This window comes from Streptomyces sp. NBC_00193 (genome assembly GCF_026342735.1).
Classification (GTDB): domain Bacteria; phylum Actinomycetota; class Actinomycetes; order Streptomycetales; family Streptomycetaceae; genus Streptomyces; species Streptomyces stoeckheimensis.
This window is the reverse complement of the sequence record NZ_JAPEMM010000001.1, coordinates 4258539-4282129: the sequence shown is the minus strand read 5'-3', so window position 1 is coordinate 4282129 and position 23591 is coordinate 4258539. Positions and strand designations below refer to the sequence as shown.

Sequence of the window (23591 nt, the reverse complement as noted above, 5' to 3'; positions counted from 1 at the left end):
GCCCGAAGGGTGCTCCCTAGCGGCGCAGCCAGTCGCCGCCCGGGATGGGGGTGCCGGAGCGGGCGAGGTGGTGGGCCAGGGGCGGGGCGGCCAGGTAGACCCAGGCGCGGACCGGGGTGCCGTCGGGGCGCAGGGCCTCGCGGGCGGTGCGGTCGTAGATGTTGGCGGGGTGTCCGGGGCCCGCGTACTCCTCCAGCAGGTCGAGCGCCACGAGGAGTTCCCCGTAGGCCCCGGGGGCCGGGGTGATCAGCTCTCCGGCTATCGCGGAGCCGGGGCGGTCCACGGCGTACGGGTATCCGGGGCCCTCGTACAGGGCCGCGTCCGGGAGGCGGGCGGGCTCCTCGGCGGCCGTGCGGCCGCGCAGGAACAGGTCGTGGTTGACCTCTCCGGGGCGCAGGGTCCCGTAGACGAAGAACGGGAGCTCCTCGCCCCGCGGAATCGTTCCTTCGCCCTGGCCCTCCGGCCGATCGGCCGATGTCATGCGGACCTCCCTCGATCCAGACTGAGCTGCTGACCGGTCTCCCACCGACCTCGGGCCGGGGCCCAAAGTCCCGACTTCGGCCACGGAAGCCCGCCTACGCACCGCTGTTACACGACCGCCCGGTCCCTGTGACCGACGCCGTCTACCGTCAGTCTGCCTCCCGCACCCCGCCCTCCCCCTCCCCCTCCCCCCACCACCCGACGGTTCCGCCTTCCATGACTCGACCGACCCTCCGCAGCATCGCCGCAGCCGCCCTGCTCTGCACCGGCCTCGGCGGCTGCGCCGCACCCGGGGGCCTCGGACCCGGCGAGGTCGCACCGCCCGTGTCCGCCCAGCCCCGGCCGAAGCCGCTCTGGCCCTCGTGGACCGAGTCCCCGAGCTCCGGCGGTACGGCGGTGGCCGGCCGGGTGCCGCCGCCGCGGCCGCTCGACGGTGCCCCCGCGGTGGGGCCGGAAGGGATCGAGAAGGTCGACGTGATGGCCGTGGTCCGTGCGGACAAGGCGATGAAGCGCTTCGGCGAGGGGAAGCAGATCCAGGAGCCCGGCAAGGCCGGGCTGCGGCCGGCCCGGTACGCGGACCTGACGGGCGACGGACACCACGAGCTGATCGTCGCCGCCGACACCCAGACCGGGCGTTCGGTGCTGAGCGTCTACACCGCGGCCGACGGGAAGATCGTTCCGATCCTGTTCACCAGCGGCCGGCGGATGAGCGCCGAGACCGTGGGCACCGACCTGCTGGTCCGCACCACCGACGACGACGGATCCGCGCACGACATCCGCTACCACTGGGACGGCCAGCGGATGAGCGTGCTCAGCGACGAGCACAAGTTCGGCAACGCCATCTCCGCACCGAGCTCCCGCGCCTGCCCGGCCTCGCTGCCGACCGTCTCCGAAGCGCCCGCACCCACGAACCGGGGCGGCCGGTGAAGCGCTTCCTGCTCCGCAGCCGACGCCTCCTGCACTCCCTCGGCCTGCGCTGGAAGATCGCCGTCCTGCTCGCCGCCGGCTGCTCCCTCGTCGCGCTCACCATCGGCGTCCTGATCCACGAGGCCCGCTCCGACCAGGTGGCCGACGCGGCGCGCAAGAGCGCCCTCGCGCAGCTCGTCCGGGTGCGCCAGGTGTACGAGCTCACGGGCCAGCTCGACTTCGACAAGGTCGGGGAGGCCGACGCGCGCCTCGACTGCCCGGGCCTGCCGGAACCCCTGCGGCAGGCCGCCCTGGCCGGGCAGCGCACCACCTACCTCGACCTGCACGGCCCCCACCCGGCGGTGTGGGCGGCCCGGCCGGTCGGCGGCGACCAAGTGCTCTCCGTACGGCAGTCGCTGGCGGAGGAGCAGTCGGAACTGTGGGAACTGGACCAGAAGTTGATGGCCTTCGGGGTGGTCGTCGTCACCCTCGCGGCGATCGGCGGGGCGGCGCTGGCCAGCCGGCTGAGCAAGGACCTGCGGTCCGCGGCCGAGACGGCCCGGCGGATCAGCACGGGCGAACTGGACGCACGGATAGGCCCGTCGGGCGTGCCGGGGACGCGGAACGAGGTGGCCGAACTGTCCGCTGCGGTCGACACGATGGCGGCGAGCCTGCAGCGGCGGCTGGTGGCGGAGCAGCGGTTCACGGCGGACGTGGCGCACGAGCTGCGGACCCCGCTGACCGGTCTGCACACCGCCGCCGAACTGCTCCCTCCGGGGCGGCCCACGGAGCTGGTACGGGACCGGGTCGCGGCCCTGTGCAGTCTGACGGAGGACCTCCTGGAGGTGGCCCGGCTGGACGGGGACCGGGAGGTGGCCCAGCTGGACGTCCACGCCCTGGGGCCGCTGGTGGAGGCCGTCACCCGGCGCTCGGGGGTGGAGGCGCAGGTCCTGGGCGCCGCCGACGGCACGGCCCGCGTCCGCACGGACGTCCGGAGGCTGGAGCGGATCCTGACGAACCTGCTGGTCAACGCCCGCAGGCACGGCGGGGGCCCGATCACCGTGACGGTGGCCGGGAACACGGTGACCGTACGGGACCGGGGCCCGGGCTTCCCCGAGGCGCTGCTGCGGGACGGCCCGCAGCGGTTCCTGACGGGCGCGACGGAACGCGGCCAGGGCACGGGCCTGGGCCTGACCATCGCCCTGGGCCAGGCCCACGTCATCGGCGCCCGCCTCGCCCTGACGAACCCCGCCCCCACCGGGGCCGCGGCCACGCTAACCCTCCCTCCGGCCTGACCCGGCTCGGGCCTGACCCGACCCGGGGCCGAGCCCGACGCCACCCGCACCCCACCAGCCCCGCCGGCGTTTGAGGCGCGGGGTCCGGGGCGGCGCCCCGGGAAACGGTGAAAGGGTGGGGCGGGGACGGCTCCGCGCAGCGGCGACCCGCACCCGCGAGACCACCGTCACCCGGACGGGGTGGGGCCCCACAAATGCCCTCTCACCACACCCCACCTGCGAGAACACCCCGCCATCCCATCCCCCAGACGCTAATCTGACACCACATCAGCAGGCGCCCACCCGGCCGCCCGGGTTACCTCGGAGACACGACCCCGTGTCCACAGGAGACCCGCCATGCGCCGACGCACCGCCCACGTGCTCACCGCCACCGCGCTGACCGCCGTCGCGTTCGCCGGACCGGTGGCCGGCGCGGTCGCCGCCGCGGACCTGGGCATGACGGGCTTCGGCATGACGGGCTTCGCGGCCGGCGACTTCGCCCCGCTGGAGATCTGGCCCAAGTCCGCCGCCCCCGGCACCACCGTCACGGTGAACACGAAGGCATGCGGTCCCGGCAGCCACGCCGAGGGCGACGCCACCACCGTCGGGGGCGGCCGCTTCAAGCTGGCCCCGGGCACCCACAAGGAGGTGGTCGTGGGACAGTTCCAGGTCGCCCGCGGAGCCCACCCCGGCACCCACTCGATCGGCGCCACCTGCGCGAACGGCAAGTTCGCCACCGGCGACCTGATCGTCACCGAGCACGACCGGGCCCCCCAGGGCCACGTGCGCACCGGGGTGGGCGGTGGCACGACCACCACCACCGACCCCGCCAAGATCGCGGCGGGAGCGGCAGTGCTGGCCGCCACCGCCGTCGGCGGTACCTGGTTCCTGCGTCGCCGGGCGAGCGGCACGCGGAACTGACGGACGCCCACCGCGGCTCCGGCCGCGGTCCGACCGGTACCGTCCCCCGTCGCCCGCCCCGCGAGGTCCCCCCCCCGTTCGCGGGGCCGGGCGACGGCCAGTCACCACGTTCGCACTCGCGTCACGTCACGTCACCAAGCCGAGGGGGCCGCATGGAGGCAGAGGCACGCCGCGCCCGCGCCCGCGCCGGTGGGCTCGTCGCGCTCGCCACCTGCATCGGCGTCTGGCTCATCGGCAGCGGCTCGGGCGAGCCCGTCCGGCCTCCGCTGCCCTCCCCCGGTGAGGCGCTGAGCGCCCAGGCCCGCTTCCCCGGGGCCATCGCCGCACTCCCCGGCTCCCCTCCCACCCGGATCCGGATCCCGTCCATCCGGGTGGACGCCCCGCTCACCGGGCTCGGGCTGCAGGCCGACGGCAGTCTCGAAGTACCGCCGCCCGCCCGCCGGGACCTGGCGGGCTGGTACCGCGAGGGCACCACCCCGGGCGCCACCGGCACCGCCGTGGTCGCCGGGCACGTGGACAACGCCACCGGCCCCGCGGTCTTCTACCACCTCGGTGCGCTGCGCCGCGGCGCCCTGATCGAGATCGCCCGCGCTGACGGACGTACGGCCGTGTTCACCGTCCACGCGGTGGAGGTCTACGACGCCAAGGCCTTCCCCGACTCCCGCGTGTACGGGTCCGCACCGCGCGCCGAGCTCCGTGTCATCACCTGCGGCGGGGGCTTCTCCCCGCGCACCGGCTACCAGGGCAACGTGGTCGTCTTCGCCCACCTGACGGGCACGTACTGAAGGCTTAGCCGGTGCGGACGACGGCCTGGTCGCCGTGGGGGCCGAACAGGTGCAGGATCTCCACCACCTCGCCTTCGGCGGGGCCGAACCAGTGGGGTTCGCCGGTGTCGAACTCGGCGACCTCGCCGGGGCGCAGGGTGAGGCTCCGCTCGCCGATGACGAGGTGGAGCTCGCCGGCGAGCACGTAGAGCCACTCGTAGCCGGCGTGGGTCACCAGTTTCGGCTCCCGGTACGCGAGCACCTGCTTGAAGACCTGGACCCGGCCGGGGTACGTCGTCAGGGGGACCAGGATGCTCCCGTCCCTGCGGCGGGGCTTCAGGTGGACGCGCGCGTCGCCGGTGACCGGGGCCGCCACGAGCTGGTCGAGGGCGACGCGGTGGGTTCGCGCGAGCGGGATGAGCAGTTCGAGGGTCGGACGCCGCTTGCCCGACTCCAGGCGGGAGAGCGTGCTCACGGAGATCCCGGCAGCTTGGGAGAGGGCTTCCAGGGTGAGGCCGCGCTCGCGCCGCAGCGCCCGCAGGCGCGGGCCGATGGCGTCGAGGGTCCGCGTGAGTTCGGCGCGTTCCGCGTCTTCGGCGTGACCGGTGTGTTCCGCGCGATCCGCGCGATCGGCGTGTTCGGCGTCCCTGTCCATGGGGTCATTTTGCGGTATCGGCAAATTTCCTGGGCCGCGGCAGCCGCCCGGTCCGAGCATGGGCCGACATCCGAAGCCGGCGGCCGACAGGCCGTCGCGGACCCGAGGCGGACCCATGACCACGATGATCCCGGCCGGGGCGGCCACAGGGCCGGCCCTCGGCGCGCGCCGGCGGTGGACGGTACTGGCCGTCTGCGCGCTGAGCATGTTCCTCATCGGAGTGGACACCACCATCGTCAACGTGGGCCTGCCCGCGATCGGACGGGGCCTGGGGACGGACACCCGCGGTCTGGAGTGGGTCGTGGACGCCTACACCCTGGTCCTCGCCAGCCTCCTCATCGCCTCCGGCGCCCTCGCGGACCGCTTCGGACGCCGCCGGGTGTTCCGGTGCGGACTGGCCGTCTTCGGTCTCGCCTCCCTCGCCTGCGCCCTCGCTCCGTCGCTCGGCCTCCTCGTCGCGGCGCGGGCCGTCCAGGGGGTCGGGGCCTCGATGCTGAGCCCGGTGGCCCTGGCGATCGTGGTCAACGCGATGCCCGACCCGCGGGAGCGGGCCCGGGCCATCGGCATATGGGCCTCGGTCTTCGGGCTCAGCATGGCCGCGGGTCCGGTCATCGGCGGGTCCCTCATCGCGGCGTTCGGCTGGCGGTCGGTGTTCTGGATCAACGCCCCGGTGGTCGTCGGCGCGCTCGTCCTGGTGGCGGTGTTCGTGCCGGAGTCCCGCGGACAGCGGGCCCGGCGGCTCGACCTGCCCGGCCAGCTGCTCCTCACGACGGCCCTGTGCGTCTCGGTCGGCGTCCTGATCGAAGGCCCCCGCATCGGCTGGGCCTCCCCCGCCGCCCTGGCCTGCTACGCCGTCGCCGCGGCGGCCTCGGCCGCCTTCGCCCGGGTCGAGCTCCGCCGGCCCGAGCCCCTGATCGACCTCCGGCTGTTCCGGCGGCCGCCGTTCGCCTCGGCGGTTCTGGGCGCGGTGGCGGTGTTCGCCGCGCTGAGCGTGAGCCTGCTGCTCACCACCTTGTACCTGCAGGACGCCCGCGGCTGGACCCCGCTCGCGGCCGGTGCCGCGACCCTGCCCCTGGCGCTCGGGGCCACCGTGTGCGCGCCCTGGTCGGGGAGTCTGACGGGGCGCCTCGGGCCGCGGCGGCCGCTCCTCCTCGCGGGCGGGTTCACCGCGGCGGGCGGGCTCTGCATGGTGGCCATGGGCCCGGCTCCGGACACGAGCGTGCCGCTGCTCCTGTCGGCCTACCTGCTCATCGGCATCGGGTTCGGCTTCGCCAACGCCCCGCTGACGCACACCGCGGTCGGCGGACTCCCGCCGTCCCGCGCCGGTGTGGCCGGGGCCGTCACCTCCACCGCGCGCCAGGTCGGATCGGCGGTGGGCATCGCCGTCGCGGGGGCCCTGGCGGCGGGCGTCGCCCCGGACGGCCTCGCCCGGGCGTCCCGGCCGGGCTGGCTGCTCGTGACGGCCTGCGGACTGTCCCTCTTCGCGGTGGCCCGGGCCTCCCGCCAGGACCGGGCGCCCAAGGCCCGGTCCGGCAGCGGGACGGCTCCTTGACGACCGCCTCGCAGGCCACGGGGCCCGCCCCGGTCTGCGGTCTAGTACGCCGGCGCGTACCAGCGGCGGTGGACGTACGGCTCGACGCACAGGACCGCGGCGCCGGCCACGGCTCCCACCAGGAGCGAGGTCCAGCCGCCCCCGGCGACGAGCGCACCGGCGCAGGCGGCGGCCACGACCAGGGGCCGGGCCAGGGTCAGCGGGCCGAGGCCGACGACCACGGCGAGGGTGCTGGCCCGGAACGGCAGCGCGAGGTAGGCGGCGAGGGAGAACAGGACGGCGAGGGCGTAGGCCCCGAGCGGGACGAGGAAGCCGACCCCGCCGTCGGCCAGGGCCCCGTACGCCCGGTCGGGGTCCTCGGCGAGCAGCAGGACGGCGCCGGCCGTGAAGGCGGGGGCGAGCAGCAGGACGGCGCCGACCGACAGCCCGCGCAGGGCCGCATGCACGACGGCACGGTGCTTGCGGATCCGGGCGTCCCGGCCGGCGTAGGCACGGAAGCCGCTGAACGCCGCGTCGACGAGGCCGAGGGCGGCGAGCGCCCAGGCCGGGTTCATCGCGCGGCCCCGGTCCCGGCGGTGGCGGACCAGGCCGCGGCGTCGTGCCCGGGCGGTCCGCCGCGGGTCAGCTGCTCCGCGCCCACGAGCCGGCGGGAGGCCCGGCCGAGGGCCTGGCGCAGCGGGTCCTCCAGGTAGGGCCGGATGCCCAGGACCGGGCGCAGGGTGGTGCAGAAGGGGTTGGACAGGCCGCGGGGTTCGTAGAGCAGCGGCCGGATGCCCGGTACGGTCGCCGCGCGCAGCAGGGTTTCGTCCGAGTGGGCGCGCCGGGCGGAGGCGACCCCGTCGTGGCGGCCGAGCGGGTGGCGCATGCGGGCGCGGTGGAACATCCAGGCGCCCACGGGTGCCAGCCGGGTGGCGGCGATGTCGAAGTGGCAGAAGGCGAGTGCCTGGGAGTCGGCCTGGGCCTCGAAGAACTCCGCGAGCGCGGGGCCGCGGAAGTGGTGCAGCACTCCGGTGGAGACGTAGACGGTGGCGACTTCCGGCAGGTCGAAGGCGTTGCCGTGGACGAACCGGCAGTCGAGGCCTTCGGCGCGGGCCAGCCGGTCCGCCTCGGCGACGAGCGCGGCGTCGAGGTCGACGCCGATCAGCTCGACGTTGGGACCCAGGGCGCCGGTGGACGCCAGCCAGCGGACGAGGTAGCCGAGCCCGGATCCGATGTCGACCAGGCGGAACCGGCCGCGGCGGCCCGCGATCTCGCGGATGGCCTCGAACAGCGGGTCCAGTACGTCCACCAGCCGTTCCCCGACGCGCAGCTCCTCGCTGAGCCGCTGCAGCTCGGTGTGGACGCCGATCATCAGCCGGTCCACGGCGAGCGGGTCGAGCACGTCGTCCGGGCCGGCCGGCAGTGCGGCGACGATCCGGGCCGCGCGCGGATCTCCGGCCTCGTCGAGCCGACGGACCACATCACCCCGGCGCACCGGCAGCCGCGCCCCGCTGAGCGGATCGGTGACGGTGATCAGGTCGGATATCTCAAGGTGGGGCACACTCGCAACTTTATCCCCCGCGGGCCGGTCCACCGCAGGTCAGCCCCATTGTTCGAGGCCCAGTTTGACCACCAGGGCTCCGACGACCGTCAGGAGGACCCCGCGGACGAAGCCGCTGCCCTTCTTCAGTGCCATCCGGGCACCGATCATGGCGCCGGCCAGGTTGAACACGGCCATCAGTGCGGCCAGTTGCCACAGCACCATGCCCTGGTAGGCGAACATGGCGAGCGCCCCGGCGTTGGTGCACACGTTGACGATCTTCGCCGTGGCGGAGGCCGTGACCAGGTCGAGGTGGAGGAGAGCCGTCAGCGCGAGGACCAGGAAGGTGCCGGTGCCGGGGCCGATGAGCCCGTCGTAGAAGCCGATGCCGAGGCCGGCCAGCGCGATGGTCAGCAGCACGCGCCGACGGCTCACGGGGGAAGCACCGGGAGCGGTGCCGAAGGCGGGGCGGAAGAGGACGAAGCCCGCGACGACCACCAGGACGGCCATGATCAGCGGGCGCAGCGCGTCCTTGCTGATGCCGCCGGCCAGGGCGGCCCCGCCCATCGAACCGGCGAGCGCGGCCAGACCGATGCGGACGGCGAGCTTCACGTCCACCGGGGTCTTGCGCAGGTACGACACGGCCGCGCCCGAGGTCCCGACGATGGCCACGGCCTTGTTGGTGCCGAGGACGGTGGCGGGGTGGGCGTTCGGCAGGCCGAGGAGCAGGGCGGGCAGGAGCAGCAGCCCGCCGCCGCCCACGACGGCGTCGATCCAGCCGGCGGCGGCCGCGGCCACGCACAGCACGATGATCATGGTTGTCGATATGTCAGGCACGGCCCGACCCTATGGAGCAGATGGCTGCACCGGCCATCAATCCCCGGAAACTTGCGCAAAGGTTGAGCTTCGCCCGGCCGGAGCCCGGTCCGGGGCCACGGGAGCCGACGGGTCCACCACCACCGTCAGCACGCTCGCGGCCACCACACTGACCAGCCCGAGCCCGGCCGCGAGCCGCCTGCCCGGCGGCACGGAACCCAGCGCACCCAACACCGCCCGCACGGGTGAGGCACGAGGCCTACGATGCCGAGCCGCGGCCACGGGAACGAACCCCGCCCCCGCCGCCCGCTCCGCGACCAAACCCAGCCCCTCCGGCGTTTGAGGAGCGGGGTCTGGGGCGGAGCCCCAGCTGGGGGTCCCCCCGGACGGAGTCTGGGGGATGGGCGAAGGGCGGGTAGGGGACGAGCCCCGCGCAGCGGCAAGCGATACGGGCAGGGTGACGTGCAACGGGTGACGCACGGGGCGGCGGCCTCTCGGGTGCGGGTACAGGGGCGGGGGCGGAATCGGGCGCGGGCTCAGAGTCCGAAGCACTCCGCATGGATCCGCCCCACCGGCACCCCGGCCCGCACCAGCGCGGCCTGCGTGGCGTCCGCCATCCCGCGCGGCCCGCACAGGTACACGTCGTGCTCGGCCAGCCCCGGCACCAGCGCGGCCAGCGCCTGCGGAGCCAGCGGATCGAAGGCGGCGCCCGACGGCCCGAGCAGGTAGTGCAGCCCGGCCTGCCGTTCGGCGGCGATGGCCTCCAGCTCGGAGCGCAGGACGAGATGCTCCTCGGCGCCCGCCCGGTAGAGCAGGGTGATGTCCCCCGGCCCGCCGGGCAGCGTCTCGAACAGCGCCCGCATCGGGGTGATCCCGACCCCGCCGGCGATCAGCAGCACCTTGGTCCGGGTCCGCCGGGCCGCGGTGAGCGCCCCGAAGGGCCCGGTGGCGAGGACCCGGGTGCCGGGACGCAGCCGGCGGATCCGGCGGGAGTGGCCGCCGAGGGCCTTCACGGTGATGCGCAGGGTGTTCCCGCGGACCGGCGCCGACAGGGAGAACGGCAGCGCGGTGTGCCACAGCCTGCGTTGGAGGAACCGCCAGCGCAGGAACTGCCCCGGCTCCGCGCGCAGCTCCGCGAGGTGTTCCCCGTAGACGAGGACGGAGACCACCCCGGGCCCCTCCACGCGGACCTCGGCGACGCGCAGCGCGTGCCGCAGGGCCTGGCGTACGGGGACCACGGCCCGGTACCAGAGCAGCAGGACGGCGACCACGGCGTGGGCGAGGGCCCAGAACCAGGCGACGAGGGCCAGGTCGGGCCCGGCGAGCTGGTGCCCGAAGGCGAGCGCGGCGGCGAGGTACGTCAGGAGGTGGACCCCGCGCCAGGTTTCGTGGCTGACCCGGCGGCGTACGGAACGGGCGGAGGTGATGCCGACGGCGACCAGGAGGACGGTCCCGGCCGCCGCGGCGGCCAGGGCCGGGTATCCGAGCAGCTCCCGGACCGCCGAGAGCACGTCGACCCCCTCGTGCACGGCGTAGCCGCAGAGCGCGAAGAGCGCGTGCCCGAAACAGAGCAGCAGGACGTGGCGGCCGCCCAGCGCGTGCCAGCGGGCGAGCCGGGCCGCGCCCACCCCGTGCTCGACGGCGGGGACCCGGGCCATGAGGAAGAGCAGGACGAGCACCCCGTACCCGGCGAGCAGGCCGGACAGGTGCGCGGCGGTCGCGAACAGCGCGTCGAGCCGGGCCGAGGGACGCACCTGGGCGGCCCACAGCAGGGCGACGGTCCCCGCCCCGCCGAGCATCCCGCCCTTGACCCGAACCGCCATGTCTCGCTCTCGCATGCGGCCACGCTACGGGCGCCCGGACGGCCCTCCCGGCCTCCCGGTGATCCTTAAGGCGGCCTTGAGGAACGCCTCACGGACGCTTAACCCGCGCGCTGAGGTCGGCGTTCCGTCAGGGAAACAACGGCGATGCCGTGGGGAAACAGCGGCCGCGCACTCTCGTGTCATGACCTCGGAACAGCAACGCGTGGTGGTGATCGGCGGCGGCCTCGCGGGCCTGCGGCTCGCCGCCCGGCTGGGCGGGGACGTGCGCGTCCTCGGCGAGGAGGAGCACGTCCCCTACAACCGGGTCCTCCTGGCGGAGGTCCTGGCCGGCCGGTACGCGCCGGAGGTGACGGCCCTCCCGGCCCCCGGCCCGGCGCTGCGCCGGGGCGTGCGGGCGGTACGGATCGACCGGGCGGAGCAGGTGGTGCACTGCGACGACGGAACGGTCGAGCGGTACGGCACCCTGGTCCTGGCCACGGGGTCGAACCCAGTGCTCCCTCCCCTCCGCGGCCTGTTCGAACCCGAAGGCCGGGAACTCCCCGCCGGGGTGCACGCGTTCCGCACCATGGACGACTGCCTGGCCCTGTCGGCGGCCGTACGTCCCGGCGTGCGCGCGGTGGTGATCGGCGGCGGCCTCCTCGGCGTCTCGGCGGCCCGCGCCCTGGCCGAGCGGGGCGCGCAGGTGGTCCTCGCCCAACAGGGCGAGCGCCTGATGGAACGCCAGCTGGACACCGAGGCCTCGGCGCTCCTGCACGAGCACCTGACCGCCATGGGCGTGGAGATCCACACGGAATGCCGCGTCCGCGGCCTGTCGACGACCCCGCACCCTGCCGGCCGCACCAGCCAAGATCCAGCCCCTCCGGCGTTTGAGGAGAGGGTCCGGGCAGAGCCCGGAACGCCCCGCAGGGTCCCCGTCCCCACCCAAGGCCCCCGCCAGGTGACCGGAGTCGAGCTCGCCGACGGCTACCGCCTCGACGCCGACCTCGTCGTCCTCGCCTGCGGCGTCCGCCCCCGCACAGGACTCGCCCTGGCCGCCGGCCTCGACGTCCGCAGGGGCATCCTCGTCGACGACGAGCTGCGCACCAGCGACCCCCGCATCCACGCCGTCGGCGACTGCGCCGAGCACGCGGGCCGGGTGTACGGCCTGGCCGGCCCGGCCCTCGAACAGGCCGACGCCCTCGCCGGAGTCCTCCTCGGCACCGGCAAGGGGCTCACGGCGGATCCCGCCTACAACGGGACCCGCGCCCTGACCCGCCTCACCCTCACCGCCGGCGGTGACCGGCCCCTCGACCTCGCCGCCTTCGGCGAGACCACCGCGCTCCCCGGCGACGACGTGGTCCGGCTCACCGACGCCACCCGCCGCACCTACCGCAAGGTCGTCATCCGCGGCGACCGGCTCGTCGGCGGGGTCCTGCTCGGCGAACTCTCCAGCGTGGGCGCCCTCGCCCGCAGCTGGGAGGACGGCGCGCCCCTCACCGACCGGCACGGTCTCACCGACCTGCACCACCTGCTCACCGACGACGGAGGCTCCTGATCATGGCCGCAGCCACGCCCCATCCCGCCCCGGCCACCGCCCAGGCCACCGCCACCACCCCCGGAACCCGGCCCGCCCTCGTGCTCATCGGCCACGGCATGGTCGGCCAGCGCTACCTGGAGGCGCTCGCCGAACTCGGCGCCACCGCCACGCACCGGATCACCGTGCTCTGCGAGGAGCCGCGGCCCGCCTACGACCGCGTGCACCTGACCTCGTACTTCTCCGGCAGCACCCCCGAGGACCTCTCCCTCACCCCCGCCTCCTTCATGGAGGAGCACGGGATCGCCCTGCACCTCGACGACCCCGCCGAGAGCATCGACCGCGACGCCCGCACCGTCACCGCCCGCTCGGGGCAGGTGTTCCCGTACGACGTGCTCGTGCTCGCGACCGGCAGCTACCCCTTCGTGCCGCCCGTCCCCGGCAAGGACGCCCCGGGCTGTTTCGTCTACCGCACCATCGAGGACCTCCTCGCGATCGAGGAGTACGCCAAGACCCGGACCACCGGCGCCGTGGTCGGCGGCGGCCTGCTCGGGCTGGAGGCCGCCGGCGCGCTCAAGGGTCTCGGACTGGCGACCCGCGTCGTGGAGTTCGCGCCCCGGCTGATGCCCGTCCAGGTCGACGAGGGCGGCGGCGCGGCCCTGCTGCGCACCATCGAGAACATGGGGCTCACCGTCCACACGGGCGTCGGCACCCAGGAGGTCCTCACCGGCGAGGACGGCTCGGTCAGCGGCATGAAGCTGTCCGACGGCTCCAGCGTCGACACCGACCTGGTCGTCTTCTCCGCCGGTGTCCGCCCCCGCGACCAGCTCGCCCGCGACAGCGGCCTGACCGTCGGCGAACGCGGCGGCATCTCCGTCGACTCCCGCTGCCGCACCTCCGACCCGCACGTCTACGCCATCGGCGAGTGCGCGCTCGCCTCCGACGGCCGCGTCTACGGCCTGGTCGCCCCCGGATACGAGATGGCGGAGACGGCCGCGGCCGACCTGCTGGGCCGCGAGAAGGAGTTCACCGGCGCCGACCTCTCCACCAAGCTCAAGCTCCTCGGCGTGGACGTGGCCTCCTTCGGCGACGCCCACGGCGCCACCGCCGGCAGCCTCGACGTCGTCTACTCCGACTCCCGCTCCGGCGTCTACAAGAAGGTGGTCGTCTCCTCCGAGGGCGTGCTGCTCGGCGGCGTCCTGGTCGGCGACGCCGACTCCTACGGCCTGCTCCGCCCGCTCACCGGCTCCGTACCGCCCGTCACCCCCGAGCAGCTGGTGCTGCCCGCCGGGGCCGGCGCACCCGTCGCGCTGGGCCCGGCCTCGCTCCCGGACGGCGCGGTGATCTGCTCCTGCCACAACGTCACCAAGAAGGCGATCACCGCCCACACCACGGTGCCCGAGGTCAAGAAGTGCACCAAGGCGGGCACCGGCTGCGGGAGCTGCCTCAAGGTGATCGGCCAGCTGATGCCGCCGGCCGCCGACAAGGGGCTCTGCAACTGCTTCTCCTTCACCCGCGCCGAGCTCTACGAGATCGTCCGCACCCTGCGCGTGACCTCGTACGAGAAGCTCCTCGACAGCCACGGCCGCGAGGAGGCGCGCGGCGGCGAGGGCTGCGAGGTCTGCAAGCCCACCGTCGGTTCGATCATCGCCTCGCTCGCCCCCACCCTCGGTGCGAGCGGCTACGTCCTGGACGGGGAGCAGGCCGCCCTCCAGGACACCAACGACCACTTCCTCGCCAACATGCAGCGCAACGGCTCGTACTCGGTGGTCCCGCGCATCCCCGGGGGCGAGATCACCCCCGACAAGCTGATCGTGATCGGCGAGGTGGCCCGCGACTTCGGCCTCTACACGAAGATCACCGGCGGGCAGCGCATCGACCTCTTCGGCGCCGCCATCGACCAGCTCCCCCTCATCTGGGCCCGACTCGTCGAGGCCGGCTTCGAGTCCGGGCACGCGTACGGCAAGGCCCTGCGGACCGTGAAGTCCTGCGTGGGCCAGACCTGGTGCCGCTACGGGGTCCAGGACTCGGTACGGATGGCCATCGACCTGGAGCTGCGCTACCGGGGCCTGCGCGCCCCCCACAAGCTGAAGTCGGCGGTCTCCGGCTGCGCCCGCGAGTGCGCGGAGGCGCAGAGCAAGGACTTCGGGATCATCGCGACGGCGAGCGGCTGGAACCTCTACGTCGGCGGCAACGGCGGGGCCACCCCGCGCCACGCCGACCTGCTGGCACAGGACCTGTCCGACGCCGAACTGATCCGGCTCATCGACCGGTTCCTGATGTTCTACATCCGCACCGCCGACCGGCTGGAGCGGACCTCCACCTGGCTGGACCGGCTGGAGGGCGGCCTCGACCACCTGCGGGACGTCATCGTGCACGACTCGCTCGGGCTGTGCGCGGAGCTGGAGTCGCTGATGGCCGACCACGTGGCGCACTACCGCGACGAATGGGCCGAGACCCTGGACGACCCGGAGCGGCTGCGCCGGTTCGTGTCCTTCGTCAACGCCCCCGGCGCACCCGACCCGAGCGTGAAGTTCGTCCCCGAGCGCGGCCAGGTCAAGCCCGACCTGACCGTTCTGACCCTGGAGCCCCTGGGAGGCACCCGATGACCGTGGAACTGCAGGTGGCGGAGGGATGGCTCACCGTGTGCGAGCTGTCGGCGCTGATCCCCGGGCGCGGGGTGGCGGCGCTGCTGCCCGACGGGAGCCAGGCCGCCGTGTTCGTCGACCGCGCGGGACGCCCGTACGCCATCGGGAACCAGGACCCCTTCACCGGGGCGCAGGTGCTCTCGCGCGGGCTGGTCGGCTCGGCCGCGGGACGGGCCTTCGTGGCCTCGCCGCTGCTCAAGCAGCGCTTCGACCTGGAGTCGGGGCACTGCCTGGACGACGAGGAGGTGGCGGTCCGTACGTACCCGGTGCGGACCGCCGCGACCTCCGGCTGAGGACCGGCCGGCTCAGGCCTGGACGATCGACGGGTCCATCCACATGATCTCCCAGGTGTGCCCGTCGAGGTCGTCGAAGGCGCGGCCGTACATGACCCCGTGGTCCTGGGCGGGGCGGGGCTCGGTGGCCCCGGCCGCCAGGGCCCCGTCGACGAGCTCGTCGACCGCGTCGCGGCTCTCGGCGCTCAGACACAGCAGCACCTCGGAGGTCTTGGTCGCGTCGGCGATCGCCTTGTGGGTGAAGTCCTTGTACCGGGCCTCGGTCAGGAACATCGCCACGATCGAGTCGGTGATGGGCATCGAGGCGCAGTTCTCGTCGGTGAACTGGGCGTTGTAGCTGTAACCGAGCTTGCTCCAGAAGGTCTTGGTGGCCTCAAGGTCCTTGACCGGCAGGTTGACGAAGATCATGGTGGAGGACATCGGGGTCTCTCTTCTCTCGGCGCGTTCCGTTGCTGTCGAGAGGTAGACCGGGGGGCCTCGGGAAACTCATCGCTGCCGGCGAAGTTTTTTCGGATTTTCTTCGCAGCGCTACGAACCCGCAGGTCAGGCCGTCATCGAGCGCAGCTCCAGGGCCGCCAGCGGTACGAAGCCCAGCCCGTCGGCACTCTCCAGGGAGGCCTCGGCGCCGGCCAGCCGCTTGTGCAGGGTCAGCGCGATCCGCTCGCCCTGGGCCTTGGCCCGCTCCGCGTTCGGCCCCCGGTGCAGTCCGTCGATCGTGGCCCGCCACAGCTGCACCCAGCGGCCGAAGTCCTCGGCGGTCATCGCGCGGGCCGACTGGAGGGCCTCGTGCGGGGCGAAGGCGTCGCGCCGGTAGTCGGCGCTGCGGAAGAGGGCCCGCTCCCAGAAGTCGGTGATCCGGGGCAGGTGCACGTCGAGGTCGGTACCGGCGATCTCCGTGAAGAAGGGCCCGATCCGCGGATCGGCGAAGGCCGCCGTGTAGAAGCGGCGCAGCACGACGTCGAGATCGGCCCGGCCGGTGATGTCGGCGGCGGCAGGGGCGGCGGCAGTGTGGTCCATCACTCCACCATCCTCCCGCACCGGCCCCCTCCCCAGGGCAGAAAGTCCTGCATTAAGCCGTCCCGAGCCGCTTCGATACGGCACGGACGGCTCTTCGATTTCCGGGAAAACCCCCCGGGCGGATTGACCTCGTTCCGGTCGCTCCCGCGTCATATGGAATTGACGTCACGTCAACTCGACGGTTCTAAGTTCCTCGACGCGTGCGTGACTCCCCGCCCGACCGGGCGCGGAGCCTCTCCTCCCACAGGAGTGACCGTGGAACGTCGTACCTTCCTTCGCGGAGCCGTCATCGGCTCCTCCGCCGCCGCCTTCGGCGGCACGCTGATGCACGGCGCGGCCTACGCGGCCCCCGCCCAGCCCGGCGCCGGACCCTACGGGGCGCTCGGCGCCGCCGACGCCAACGGCATCATGCTGCCCGCCGGCTTCAGCAGCCGGGTGATCGCGCGCTCCGGCCAGACCGTCGGCGGCACCTCGTACACCTGGCACAGCGCCCCCGACGGCGGCGCCTGTTTCGCCGACGGCACGGGCTGGATCTACGTGTCGAACTCGGAGATCAACCCCTCCGGCGGTGCGAGCGCGGTGAAGTTCAACTCCTCCGGCTCCATCACCGGCGCCTACCGGATCCTCTCCAACACCCGCCAGAACTGCGCGGGCGGCAAGACCCCGTGGAACACCTGGCTGTCCTGCGAGGAGGTCAGCCTCGGCTACGTCTACGAGACCGACCCCTACGGCGTGAACGCGGCCGTGCAGCGCCCCGCGATGGGCCGCTTCAAGCACGAGGCGGCCGCCGCCGACCCGGTGCGCCAGGTCATCTACCTGACCGAGGACGAGACCAGCGGCTGCTTCTACCGCTTCATCCCCACCACCTGGGGCAACCTCTCCTCCGGCACCCTCCAGGTCCTCAAGGCCGGCACGGCCACCTCCGGCTCCTTCACCTGGGCCAACGTCCCGGACCCGGACGGCTCGCCGACCACCACGCGGACCCAGGTCTCGGGCTCGAAGAAGTTCAACGGCGGCGAGGGCTGCCACTACGCCAACGACACCGTGTGGTTCACGACCAAGGGCGACAACCGGGTCTGGCAGCTCAACCTCGCGAACAGCACCTACGAGCTGGCCTACGACGACTCCCTGGTCCCCGGCGGCAACGCCCCCCTGACGGGCGTCGACAACGTCACGGGTTCCTCGTACGGCGACCTGTACGTCGCCGAGGACGGCGGCAACCTGGAGATCTGCGTGATCACCCCGGACGACGTGGTCGCCCCCTTCCTCCGGGTCACCGGCCAGTCCTCCTCGGAGATCACCGGCCCCGCCTTCTCCCCCGCCGGCAACCGCCTCTACTTCAGCAGCCAGCGCGGCACGAGCGGCAGCTCGACGGGCGGCATCACGTACGAGGTCACGGGCCCGTTCCGGACCTGATCACAGCCCGCGGCAGGCCCAGATCCAGCTCCGGCAGGCCCAAATCCAGCTCCGGCGCGGCCAAATCCAGCCCCGCCGGCGTTTGAGGCGCGGGGTGCCGGGGGCGGAGCCCCCGGCAACGGCGCCGCACCGCACCGGCAACCGCACCCCGACGGGTCACGAACCCGCCGGGGTGCGGCGCGTCACGACACCACGGCCCCACCCTTGAGCAGCGCAGCGCCGAGCGGCGTCACCGTGTGCAGCACGGCGTTGCCCCGCCGCAGCGTGGTGACCAGCCCGGCCTCCCGCATGACCCCCGCGTGCTGGCTCGCGGAGGCCAGCGAGACCCCGGCCCGGCGCGCCAGCTCGCTCGTGGTGGCCCCGTCGCCGATCGCCTGGAGCACCACCGACCGGGTGTGCCCGACGAGCTTGCCCAGGGTGTGCTGGCGGTGCCGGCGCCGCTCCTCCGCCGGCCGGGCCGCCTCGCCGCCGGCCTGGGCCGAGGAGGACTCGGCCGCCGCCGGATACACCAGCACGGGCGCCAGCTCCGGATCGTGCAGGGTCACCGCCGTGCGCCGGCAGAAGAAGGAGGGCTGGAGCAGCAGCCCGCGCCCCCGTAGCCGTACGTCCCGGTCCACGGGGTAGTCGCACTCCAGCACCGGAGCCCGCCACCGCAGCATCGGCGGCAGCGAGGCCAGCAGCTCGTCCGCTCCGCCGTCGAGCAGCGCCCGCCCCCGCGCGGCCCGCTCGGCCTCGATCTGCGCCTGGATGTGGCTCCAGTACGGCTCCACGGCCGCCCGGTGGTACCCGCGCAGCTCCCCCAGCAGCCGGGGCAGATGCGCGGTGTCCCCCTCCATGAAGTCCCGCAGGCGCCGGGGGACCAGGGTCTCCGGGCCGCGGTACGCGCTCCCGCCGGCCGCCGCAGGCATCCCGAAGGCCGCGGCCATGCCGGAGCCGGCCTCCACGCCCCGGCCGAGCAGGACGAGCTCGCGGCGCAGCCGCTCGGGGCGGATCCCGCGGAGGGCGTCGAGGCCCACGTCCCACCCGTACTGCCCCTCCGTGGGGGTCAGGAAATCGGGGAAATACCCGCGGCTCGGTATCAGTGCACCGAGAAGTCGTGTTTCACCATTCAACCTGGTGCGTGTTTCCGCACGCCAATCGCCGAAGAGGCGGGTATCCCGCCGGTCTCGTAAACGGTGAAAACTCAGAATCGTTTCCCACAACGCATCGGGACGCCCTGCCATCCTTACGCGCGCGAGGTCCACTCCAGTGAAATGGATACGCAGCACCCGAACCCCCACCTGTGCAACCGCAATCCCCCCGCCCCTCGAGTATGCACGCCGTCACACGTGGTCACCATGGCCTTTCAGCCACAGTTGAAACCCCTTTCGGCGAAGGTGTGACAACCGAAATCCTGTACTCCGCCGGGCACACTCCGGCGCGACCGAAACGCTCCGCGAAGGCCGTGGGGGGCTTTGCGGGGCCTGGCGGTCGGTCGCACCGGGAAGCGCCGACGTGTCCGGCGGATTGGCGACAGGCGGTGGACGGGTGGGGATCCGTCCACCGCCTGTTGCCGTTAAGGCATCTGGAACAACATTGAACCAATACTGAGCCCCGGGAACACCGGGGAACGCCGCCCGGCAACAGCGGGGAACGCCCTCGAACGCCGGGGAAGGCCGGGGAACGCCGGGGAAATAGACGCGCCTGCCACCGGACGTCAGGGAACCCGGGGGCAGGCGCGGTCAGTGGGGGCCCCTGCAGCGGGGCCGTGGAGGGGTCAGCGGCTGTCGCTGCCCTTCGCGTCGGCGGCGGCGCGGCCGGCCTCCAGGCGCGCGACCGGGATCCGGAACGGCGAGCAGGAGACGTAGTCCAGACCGACCTCGTGGAAGAAGTGGACGGACTCGGGGTCGCCGCCGTGCTCTCCGCAGACGCCGAGCTTGAGGTCGGGGCGGGTGGCCCGGCCGGCCTCGACGGCGCTGCGGACCAGCGTGCCGACGCCGTCGCGGTCGATGGTCTCGAAGGGAGAGACCCCGAAGATGCCCTTCTCCAGGTAGGCGGTGAAGAAGCTGGCCTCGACGTCGTCGCGGGAGAAGCCCCACACGGTCTGGGTCAGGTCGTTCGTGCCGAAGGAGAAGAACTGCGCGGCCTCGGCGATCTGGCCGGCCGTGAGGGCGGCGCGGGGCAGCTCGATCATGGTGCCGATGGTCAGCTTGAGGTCGGTGCCGGTGGCGGCCTCCACCTCGGCGATGACCGCGTCGGCCTCCTCGCGGACGATCTCCAGCTCCTGGACGGTGCCCACGAGCGGGACCATGATCTCGGCGCGCGGGTCGCCCTTGGCGTTCTTGCGCTCGGCCGCGGCCTCGGCGATCGCCCGGACCTGCATCTTGAACAGGCCGGGGATGACCAGGCCGAGGCGGACGCCGCGCAGACCCAGCATCGGGTTCTGCTCGTGCAGCTTGTGCACGGCCTGGAGCAGGCGCAGGTCGTTCTCGTTGGCGTCCTTGCGGGACTCGGCGAGGGCGACGCGCACCGACAGCTCGGTGATGTCGGGCAGGAACTCGTGCAGCGGCGGGTCGAGCAGGCGGACGGTGACGGGCAGCCCGTCCATCGCCTCGAACAGCTCGACGAAGTCCTTCTTCTGCAGCGGCAGGAGGGCACTGAGTGCCTCCTCGCGCTCGTCGTCGGTGTCCGCGAGGATCAGTCGCTCCACCAGTTCGCGGCGCTCGCCGAGGAACATGTGCTCGGTGCGGCACAGGCCGATGCCCTGGGCGCCGAAGCGGCGGGCGCGCAGTGCGTCCTCGGCGTTGTCGGCGTTGGCGCGCACGCGCAGGCGGCGGACGCGGTCCGCGTAGGCCATGATCCGGTGCACGGCGGCGACGAGCTCGTCGGCGTCGTCGGCGCCGGCGTGCATGCGGCCCTCGAAGTACTCGACGACCGGGGACGGTACGACGGGTACCTCACCGAGGTAGACCTTGCCGGTGGAGCCGTCGATGGAGACGACGTCGCCCTCTTCGACGACCGTTCCGCCGACCGTCATGCGGCGGCGCTTGGTGTCGACTTCCAGGTCCTCGGCGCCGCAGACGCAGGTCTTGCCCATGCCGCGGGCGACGACGGCCGCGTGCGAGGTCTTGCCGCCGCGCGAGGTCAGGATGCCCTCGGAGGCGATCATGCCGTCCAGGTCGTCGGGGTTGGTCTCGCGGCGGATCAGGATGACCTTCTCGCCGGAGCGGGACCACTTGACGGCCGTGTAGGAGTCGAAGACGGCCTTGCCGACGGCCGCGCCCGGGGAGGCGGCGATGCCGCGGCCCAGCAGGGTGGTCTTGGCGCCCTCGTCGAAGCGCGGGAACATCAGCTGCGCGAGCTGGGCGCCGTTGACGCGCTGGAGGGCCTCGGCCTCGTCGATGAGGCCCTGGTCGACGAGCTGGGTGGCGATGCGGAAGGCGGCGCCGGCGGTGCGCTTGCCGACGCGGGTCTGGAGCATCCACAGCTGGCCGCGCTCGATGGTGAACTCGATGTCGCAGAGATCCTTGTAGTGGGTCTCCAGCGTCGTCATGATCGTCATGAGCTGGTCGTACGAGACCTTGTCGATGGTCTCCAGGTCCGCGAGCGGCACGGTGTTGCGGATGCCCGCGACCACGTCCTCGCCCTGGGCGTTCTGGAGGTAGTCGCCGTAGACGCCCGCGTGGCCGGTGGCCGGGTCGCGGGTGAAGGCGACGCCGGTGCCCGAGTCGGGGCCCAGGTTGCCGAAGACCATGGAGCAGATGTTGACCGCGGTGCCCAGGTCGCTCGGGATGCGCTCCTGGCGGCGGTAGAGCTTGGCGCGGTCGGTGTTCCACGAGTTGAAGACCGCTTCGACGGCGAGGTCGAGCTGCTCGCGGGCGTCCTGCGGGAACTCGCGGCCGGCCTGCTTGGCGACGATCTTCTTGAAGCGGGTGACCAGCTTCTTGAGGTCGGCGGCGTCGAGGTCGGTGTCGACGGTGACCTTCTTGGCGGCCTTGGCCTCGTCGAGGGCTTCCTCGAAGAGCTCGCCGTCCACGTCCAGGACGGTCTTGCCGAACATCTGGATCAGGCGGCGGTACGAGTCCCACGCGAAGCGCTCGTTGCCGGCCTGGGTGGCGAGACCGGCGACGGACTCGTCGGAGAGGCCGATGTTGAGGACCGTGTCCATCATGCCCGGCATGGAGAACTTCGCGCCGGAACGCACGGAGACCAGCAGCGGGTCGTCCGACTGGCCGAGCTTCTTGCCCATCTTCGCCTCGAGGGCGGCGAGGTGCGCGCTGACCTCTTCGCGCAGCTCGGCCGGGGCCTCGCCGCTGTCGAGGTAGACCTTGCAGGCCTCGGTGGTGATGGTGAAGCCGGGAGGGACCGGCAGACCCAGGTTGGTCATCTCGGCGAGGTTGGCACCCTTGCCGCCGAGAAGGTCCTTGAGGTCGCGGTTGCCCTCCGTGAAGTCGTAGACGAACTTCTGATCTTTGTTTTCCGACACGGGTCTCGACTCCTCGAGGCTCGGTGGCTGCCCTGACGGCCAGGAACATACCCAGATCGAAGGCTTATGGGTACGTCCACTTGGCGGTCATGTGGCCGTAACCACCTGGGTGCCAGCCAATCGAATGTAACTGGCGAGTAGCCGAAACATACGAAGAGCCTTCAGTTCCCGAAGGATGGGATGCTCACTGAGGCCTGTTTCCGCTCCGATGAGCGATCATCGATACATTTGCGTTCAATACTTGAACGAACAAAGGGTGGCACCCAGTGCCACCCTTTGAAAGTCTTACCCGTGACCATTGCGCTCATCTGAGCGAAACCTCACCCATGCGTGGCGTATGTCACGCCACCCACGGCACGTTTTGCCACCCGATTCTCAGCCTCCGGACGTGTCCAGTTCGGCTTCCTCGCTCACGCCCGCGCAGTCGTACGGATCCTTCAACCAGCCCTCGGGCAGGACAACCCGGTTGTTTCCGGACGTACGGCCCCGCGGACCGTCCGCGCTGTCCGGCCAGGGCTGGTCCAAGTCCAGCTCGCTCAGATGAGCGTCCAGCTCGGCCAGGGAGGAGGTGACGGCGAGCTTCTGCCGCATCTCCGAGCCCACCGAGAAGCCCTTGGTGTACCAGGCCACGTGCTTACGGAAGTCGATCACCCCGCGCGCCTCGTCGCCGATCCACTCCCCCAGCAGCTGGGCGTGGCGGAGCATGGTCTGCCCGACCTCCCGCAGCGTCGGCTTGTGGAAGTCCTCCGGGCGCCCCTCGAAGGCCGCGACCAGGTCGTTGAACAGCCACGGCCGCCCCAGGCAGCCGCGTCCCACGACCACCCCGTCGCAGCCGGTCTCGCGGACCATCCGCAGCGCGTCCTCGGCACACCAGATGTCGCCGTTGCCGAGCACCGGGATCTCCGGCACGTGCTCCTTGAGCCGTGCGATGGCATCCCAGTCGGCGGTGCCGCCGTAGTGCTGGGCGGTGGTGCGGCCGTGCAGGGCTATGGCGGTGATGCCCTCCTCGACGGCGATCCGGCCGGCGTCGAGGTAGGTGAGGTGGTCGTCGTTGATGCCCTTGCGCATCTTCATCGTCACCGGCAGGTCACCGGCGCCCGCGACGGCCTCGCGCAGGATCGCGCGCAGCAGGTTGCGCTTGTACGGCAGGGCCGAGCCGCCACCCTTGCGGGTGACCTTGGGCACCGGGCAGCCGAAGTTGAGGTCGATGTGGTCGGCGCGGTCCTCTTCGACGATCATGCGGACCGCCTTGCCGACCGTCGCGGGGTCGACTCCGTACAGCTGGATCGAGCGGGGCTTCTCGGTCTCGTCGAAGTGGATCAGCTGCATGGTCTTCTCGTTGCGCTCGACCAGGGCCCGGGTCGTGATCATCTCGCTCACGAACAGCCCCTTGCCGCCCGAGAACTCGCGGCACAGCGTACGGAACGGGGCATTGGTGATGCCGGCCATCGGCGCGAGCACCACCGGGGGCTGCACGGTGTGCGGGCCGATCGCGAGAGGCGGGGGGAGCGTGGTCATCCCCCCATTGT

Annotated in this window: 20 protein-coding genes; 9 read left to right on the top strand and 11 right to left on the bottom strand. The window is 72.9% G+C overall.

The window, feature by feature from the left end; genetic code table 11:
- Positions 1 to 16 precede the first annotated feature (16 nt).
- The gene (locus tag OG898_RS18995) at positions 17 to 481 is read right to left on the bottom strand and encodes a gamma-glutamylcyclotransferase family protein (protein ID WP_250752202.1); all 465 of its coding nucleotides are present in this window, start codon (positions 479 to 481) and stop codon (positions 17 to 19) included.
- A 215-nt stretch (positions 482 to 696) separates the two neighbouring features.
- On the opposite strand from OG898_RS18995, the gene OG898_RS18990 reads away from it, so the two are divergent.
- The 4 genes from OG898_RS18990 to OG898_RS18975 all read left to right on the top strand — a co-directional run bounded on the left by OG898_RS18990 (position 697) and on the right by OG898_RS18975 (position 4366).
- Positions 697 to 1407 (top strand): hypothetical protein, encoded by a 711-nt coding sequence (locus tag OG898_RS18990; RefSeq protein WP_266958176.1) that lies wholly within the window; start codon positions 697 to 699, stop codon positions 1405 to 1407.
- Positions 1404 to 2681, top strand: coding sequence for a HAMP domain-containing sensor histidine kinase (locus tag OG898_RS18985; RefSeq protein ID WP_266958174.1), 1278 nt, complete (start codon positions 1404 to 1406; stop codon positions 2679 to 2681). The genes OG898_RS18990 and OG898_RS18985 overlap by 4 nt, the downstream gene beginning before the upstream one ends.
- Positions 2682 to 3017: 336 nt before the next feature.
- On the top strand, positions 3018 to 3581 hold the full coding sequence (locus tag OG898_RS18980) for a hypothetical protein (protein WP_250752212.1): 564 nt from the start codon (positions 3018 to 3020) through the stop codon (positions 3579 to 3581).
- Positions 3582 to 3733: 152 nt separating this feature from the next.
- Positions 3734 to 4366, top strand: coding sequence for a class F sortase (locus tag OG898_RS18975; protein WP_250752214.1), 633 nt, complete (start codon positions 3734 to 3736; stop codon positions 4364 to 4366).
- 4 nt (positions 4367 to 4370) lie between these two features.
- Here the strand turns inward: OG898_RS18975 and OG898_RS18970 are convergent, their stop codons facing one another.
- Complete coding sequence (locus OG898_RS18970; RefSeq protein ID WP_266958171.1) at positions 4371 to 5000, bottom strand: helix-turn-helix domain-containing protein; 630 nt, start codon at positions 4998 to 5000, stop codon at positions 4371 to 4373.
- Between the two features lie 115 nt (positions 5001 to 5115).
- Here OG898_RS18970 and OG898_RS18965 point away from each other — a divergent pair, with 115 nt between their 5' ends.
- Entirely contained in the window at positions 5116 to 6552 is a 1437-nt protein-coding gene (locus OG898_RS18965) for an MFS transporter (protein WP_250752218.1), read from the top strand.
- A 41-nt stretch (positions 6553 to 6593) separates the two neighbouring features.
- Here the strand turns inward: OG898_RS18965 and OG898_RS18960 are convergent, their stop codons facing one another.
- The 4 genes from OG898_RS18960 to OG898_RS18945 all read right to left on the bottom strand — a co-directional run bounded on the left by OG898_RS18960 (position 6594) and on the right by OG898_RS18945 (position 10725).
- Positions 6594 to 7106, bottom strand: coding sequence for a hypothetical protein (locus OG898_RS18960; RefSeq protein WP_266958168.1), 513 nt, complete (start codon positions 7104 to 7106; stop codon positions 6594 to 6596).
- Complete coding sequence (locus OG898_RS18955) at positions 7103 to 8092, bottom strand: class I SAM-dependent methyltransferase (RefSeq protein WP_250752222.1); 990 nt, start codon at positions 8090 to 8092, stop codon at positions 7103 to 7105. The genes OG898_RS18960 and OG898_RS18955 overlap by 4 nt, the downstream gene beginning before the upstream one ends.
- 39 nt (positions 8093 to 8131) lie before the next feature.
- Positions 8132 to 8908, bottom strand: a complete 777-nt coding sequence (locus tag OG898_RS18950) for a TSUP family transporter (protein ID WP_250752224.1) — start codon at positions 8906 to 8908, stop codon at positions 8132 to 8134.
- Positions 8909 to 9423: 515 nt separating this feature from the next.
- Complete coding sequence (locus tag OG898_RS18945; protein ID WP_250752226.1) at positions 9424 to 10725, bottom strand: ferric reductase-like transmembrane domain-containing protein; 1302 nt, start codon at positions 10723 to 10725, stop codon at positions 9424 to 9426.
- Positions 10726 to 10891: 166 nt separating this feature from the next.
- Between OG898_RS18945 and OG898_RS18940 the strand changes: the two genes are divergently transcribed.
- The 3 genes from OG898_RS18940 to nirD all read left to right on the top strand — a co-directional run bounded on the left by OG898_RS18940 (position 10892) and on the right by nirD (position 15164).
- On the top strand, positions 10892 to 12244 hold the full coding sequence (locus OG898_RS18940; protein WP_266958166.1) for an NAD(P)/FAD-dependent oxidoreductase: 1353 nt from the start codon (positions 10892 to 10894) through the stop codon (positions 12242 to 12244).
- A 98-nt stretch (positions 12245 to 12342) separates the two neighbouring features.
- Positions 12343 to 14832 carry a nitrite reductase large subunit NirB gene (gene nirB / locus OG898_RS18935; RefSeq protein ID WP_266960328.1) on the top strand — a complete coding sequence of 830 codons (2490 nt, stop codon included), beginning with the start codon at positions 12343 to 12345 and terminating at the stop codon, positions 14830 to 14832.
- On the top strand, positions 14829 to 15164 hold the full coding sequence (nirD, locus tag OG898_RS18930) for a nitrite reductase small subunit NirD (protein ID WP_250752232.1): 336 nt from the start codon (positions 14829 to 14831) through the stop codon (positions 15162 to 15164). Before nirB ends, nirD begins: the two co-directional genes overlap by 4 nt.
- Positions 15165 to 15176: 12 nt before the next feature.
- On the opposite strand, the gene OG898_RS18925 is transcribed toward nirD, so the two are convergent.
- On the bottom strand, positions 15177 to 15584 hold the full coding sequence (locus OG898_RS18925; RefSeq protein ID WP_266958163.1) for a VOC family protein: 408 nt from the start codon (positions 15582 to 15584) through the stop codon (positions 15177 to 15179).
- 123 nt (positions 15585 to 15707) lie between these two features.
- A complete protein-coding gene (locus OG898_RS18920) occupies positions 15708 to 16181 on the bottom strand; it encodes a group III truncated hemoglobin (protein ID WP_266958161.1) in 474 nt (157 codons plus the stop codon).
- A 255-nt stretch (positions 16182 to 16436) separates the two neighbouring features.
- On the opposite strand from OG898_RS18920, the gene OG898_RS18915 reads away from it, so the two are divergent.
- Positions 16437 to 17597, top strand: coding sequence for an alkaline phosphatase PhoX (locus OG898_RS18915; protein WP_266958160.1), 1161 nt, complete (start codon positions 16437 to 16439; stop codon positions 17595 to 17597).
- Between the two features lie 182 nt (positions 17598 to 17779).
- Here OG898_RS18915 and OG898_RS18910 read toward each other — a convergent pair whose 3' ends face one another.
- From OG898_RS18910 to dusB, 3 genes are all read right to left on the bottom strand, one after another.
- Positions 17780 to 18865 (bottom strand): helix-turn-helix transcriptional regulator, encoded by a 1086-nt coding sequence (locus OG898_RS18910; RefSeq protein ID WP_250752241.1) that lies wholly within the window; start codon positions 18863 to 18865, stop codon positions 17780 to 17782.
- A gap of 488 nt (positions 18866 to 19353) precedes the next feature.
- The gene (ppdK, locus tag OG898_RS18905) at positions 19354 to 22062 is read right to left on the bottom strand and encodes a pyruvate, phosphate dikinase (protein ID WP_266958157.1); all 2709 of its coding nucleotides are present in this window, start codon (positions 22060 to 22062) and stop codon (positions 19354 to 19356) included.
- 375 nt (positions 22063 to 22437) lie between these two features.
- Positions 22438 to 23580: a tRNA dihydrouridine synthase DusB gene (gene dusB / locus OG898_RS18900; RefSeq protein WP_250754282.1), complete on the bottom strand. Its 1143-nt coding sequence runs from the start codon at positions 23578 to 23580 to the stop codon at positions 22438 to 22440.
- Positions 23581 to 23591: the final 11 nt, after the last annotated feature.

What these genes read in the sequence shown, in the direction of transcription:
- OG898_RS18995 (WP_250752202.1), bottom strand. Translation starts at nt 481, where the DNA reads ATGACATCGGCCGATCGGCCGGAGGGCCAGGGCGAAGGAACGATTCCG.
- OG898_RS18990 (WP_266958176.1), top strand. Translation starts at nt 697, where the DNA reads ATGACTCGACCGACCCTCCGCAGCATCGCCGCAGCCGCCCTGCTCTGC.
- OG898_RS18980 (WP_250752212.1), top strand. Translation starts at nt 3,018, where the DNA reads ATGCGCCGACGCACCGCCCACGTGCTCACCGCCACCGCGCTGACCGCC.
- OG898_RS18975 (WP_250752214.1), top strand. Translation starts at nt 3,734, where the DNA reads ATGGAGGCAGAGGCACGCCGCGCCCGCGCCCGCGCCGGTGGGCTCGTC.
- OG898_RS18970 (WP_266958171.1), bottom strand. Translation starts at nt 5,000, where the DNA reads ATGGACAGGGACGCCGAACACGCCGATCGCGCGGATCGCGCGGAACAC.
- OG898_RS18965 (WP_250752218.1), top strand. Translation starts at nt 5,116, where the DNA reads ATGACCACGATGATCCCGGCCGGGGCGGCCACAGGGCCGGCCCTCGGC.
- OG898_RS18960 (WP_266958168.1), bottom strand. Translation starts at nt 7,106, where the DNA reads ATGAACCCGGCCTGGGCGCTCGCCGCCCTCGGCCTCGTCGACGCGGCG.
- OG898_RS18945 (WP_250752226.1), bottom strand. Translation starts at nt 10,725, where the DNA reads ATGCGAGAGCGAGACATGGCGGTTCGGGTCAAGGGCGGGATGCTCGGC.
- OG898_RS18940 (WP_266958166.1), top strand. Translation starts at nt 10,892, where the DNA reads ATGACCTCGGAACAGCAACGCGTGGTGGTGATCGGCGGCGGCCTCGCG.
- nirB (WP_266960328.1), top strand. Translation starts at nt 12,343, where the DNA reads ATGGTCGGCCAGCGCTACCTGGAGGCGCTCGCCGAACTCGGCGCCACC.
- nirD (WP_250752232.1), top strand. Translation starts at nt 14,829, where the DNA reads ATGACCGTGGAACTGCAGGTGGCGGAGGGATGGCTCACCGTGTGCGAG.
- OG898_RS18925 (WP_266958163.1), bottom strand. Translation starts at nt 15,584, where the DNA reads ATGTCCTCCACCATGATCTTCGTCAACCTGCCGGTCAAGGACCTTGAG.
- OG898_RS18920 (WP_266958161.1), bottom strand. Translation starts at nt 16,181, where the DNA reads ATGGACCACACTGCCGCCGCCCCTGCCGCCGCCGACATCACCGGCCGG.
- dusB (WP_250754282.1), bottom strand. Translation starts at nt 23,580, where the DNA reads ATGACCACGCTCCCCCCGCCTCTCGCGATCGGCCCGCACACCGTGCAG.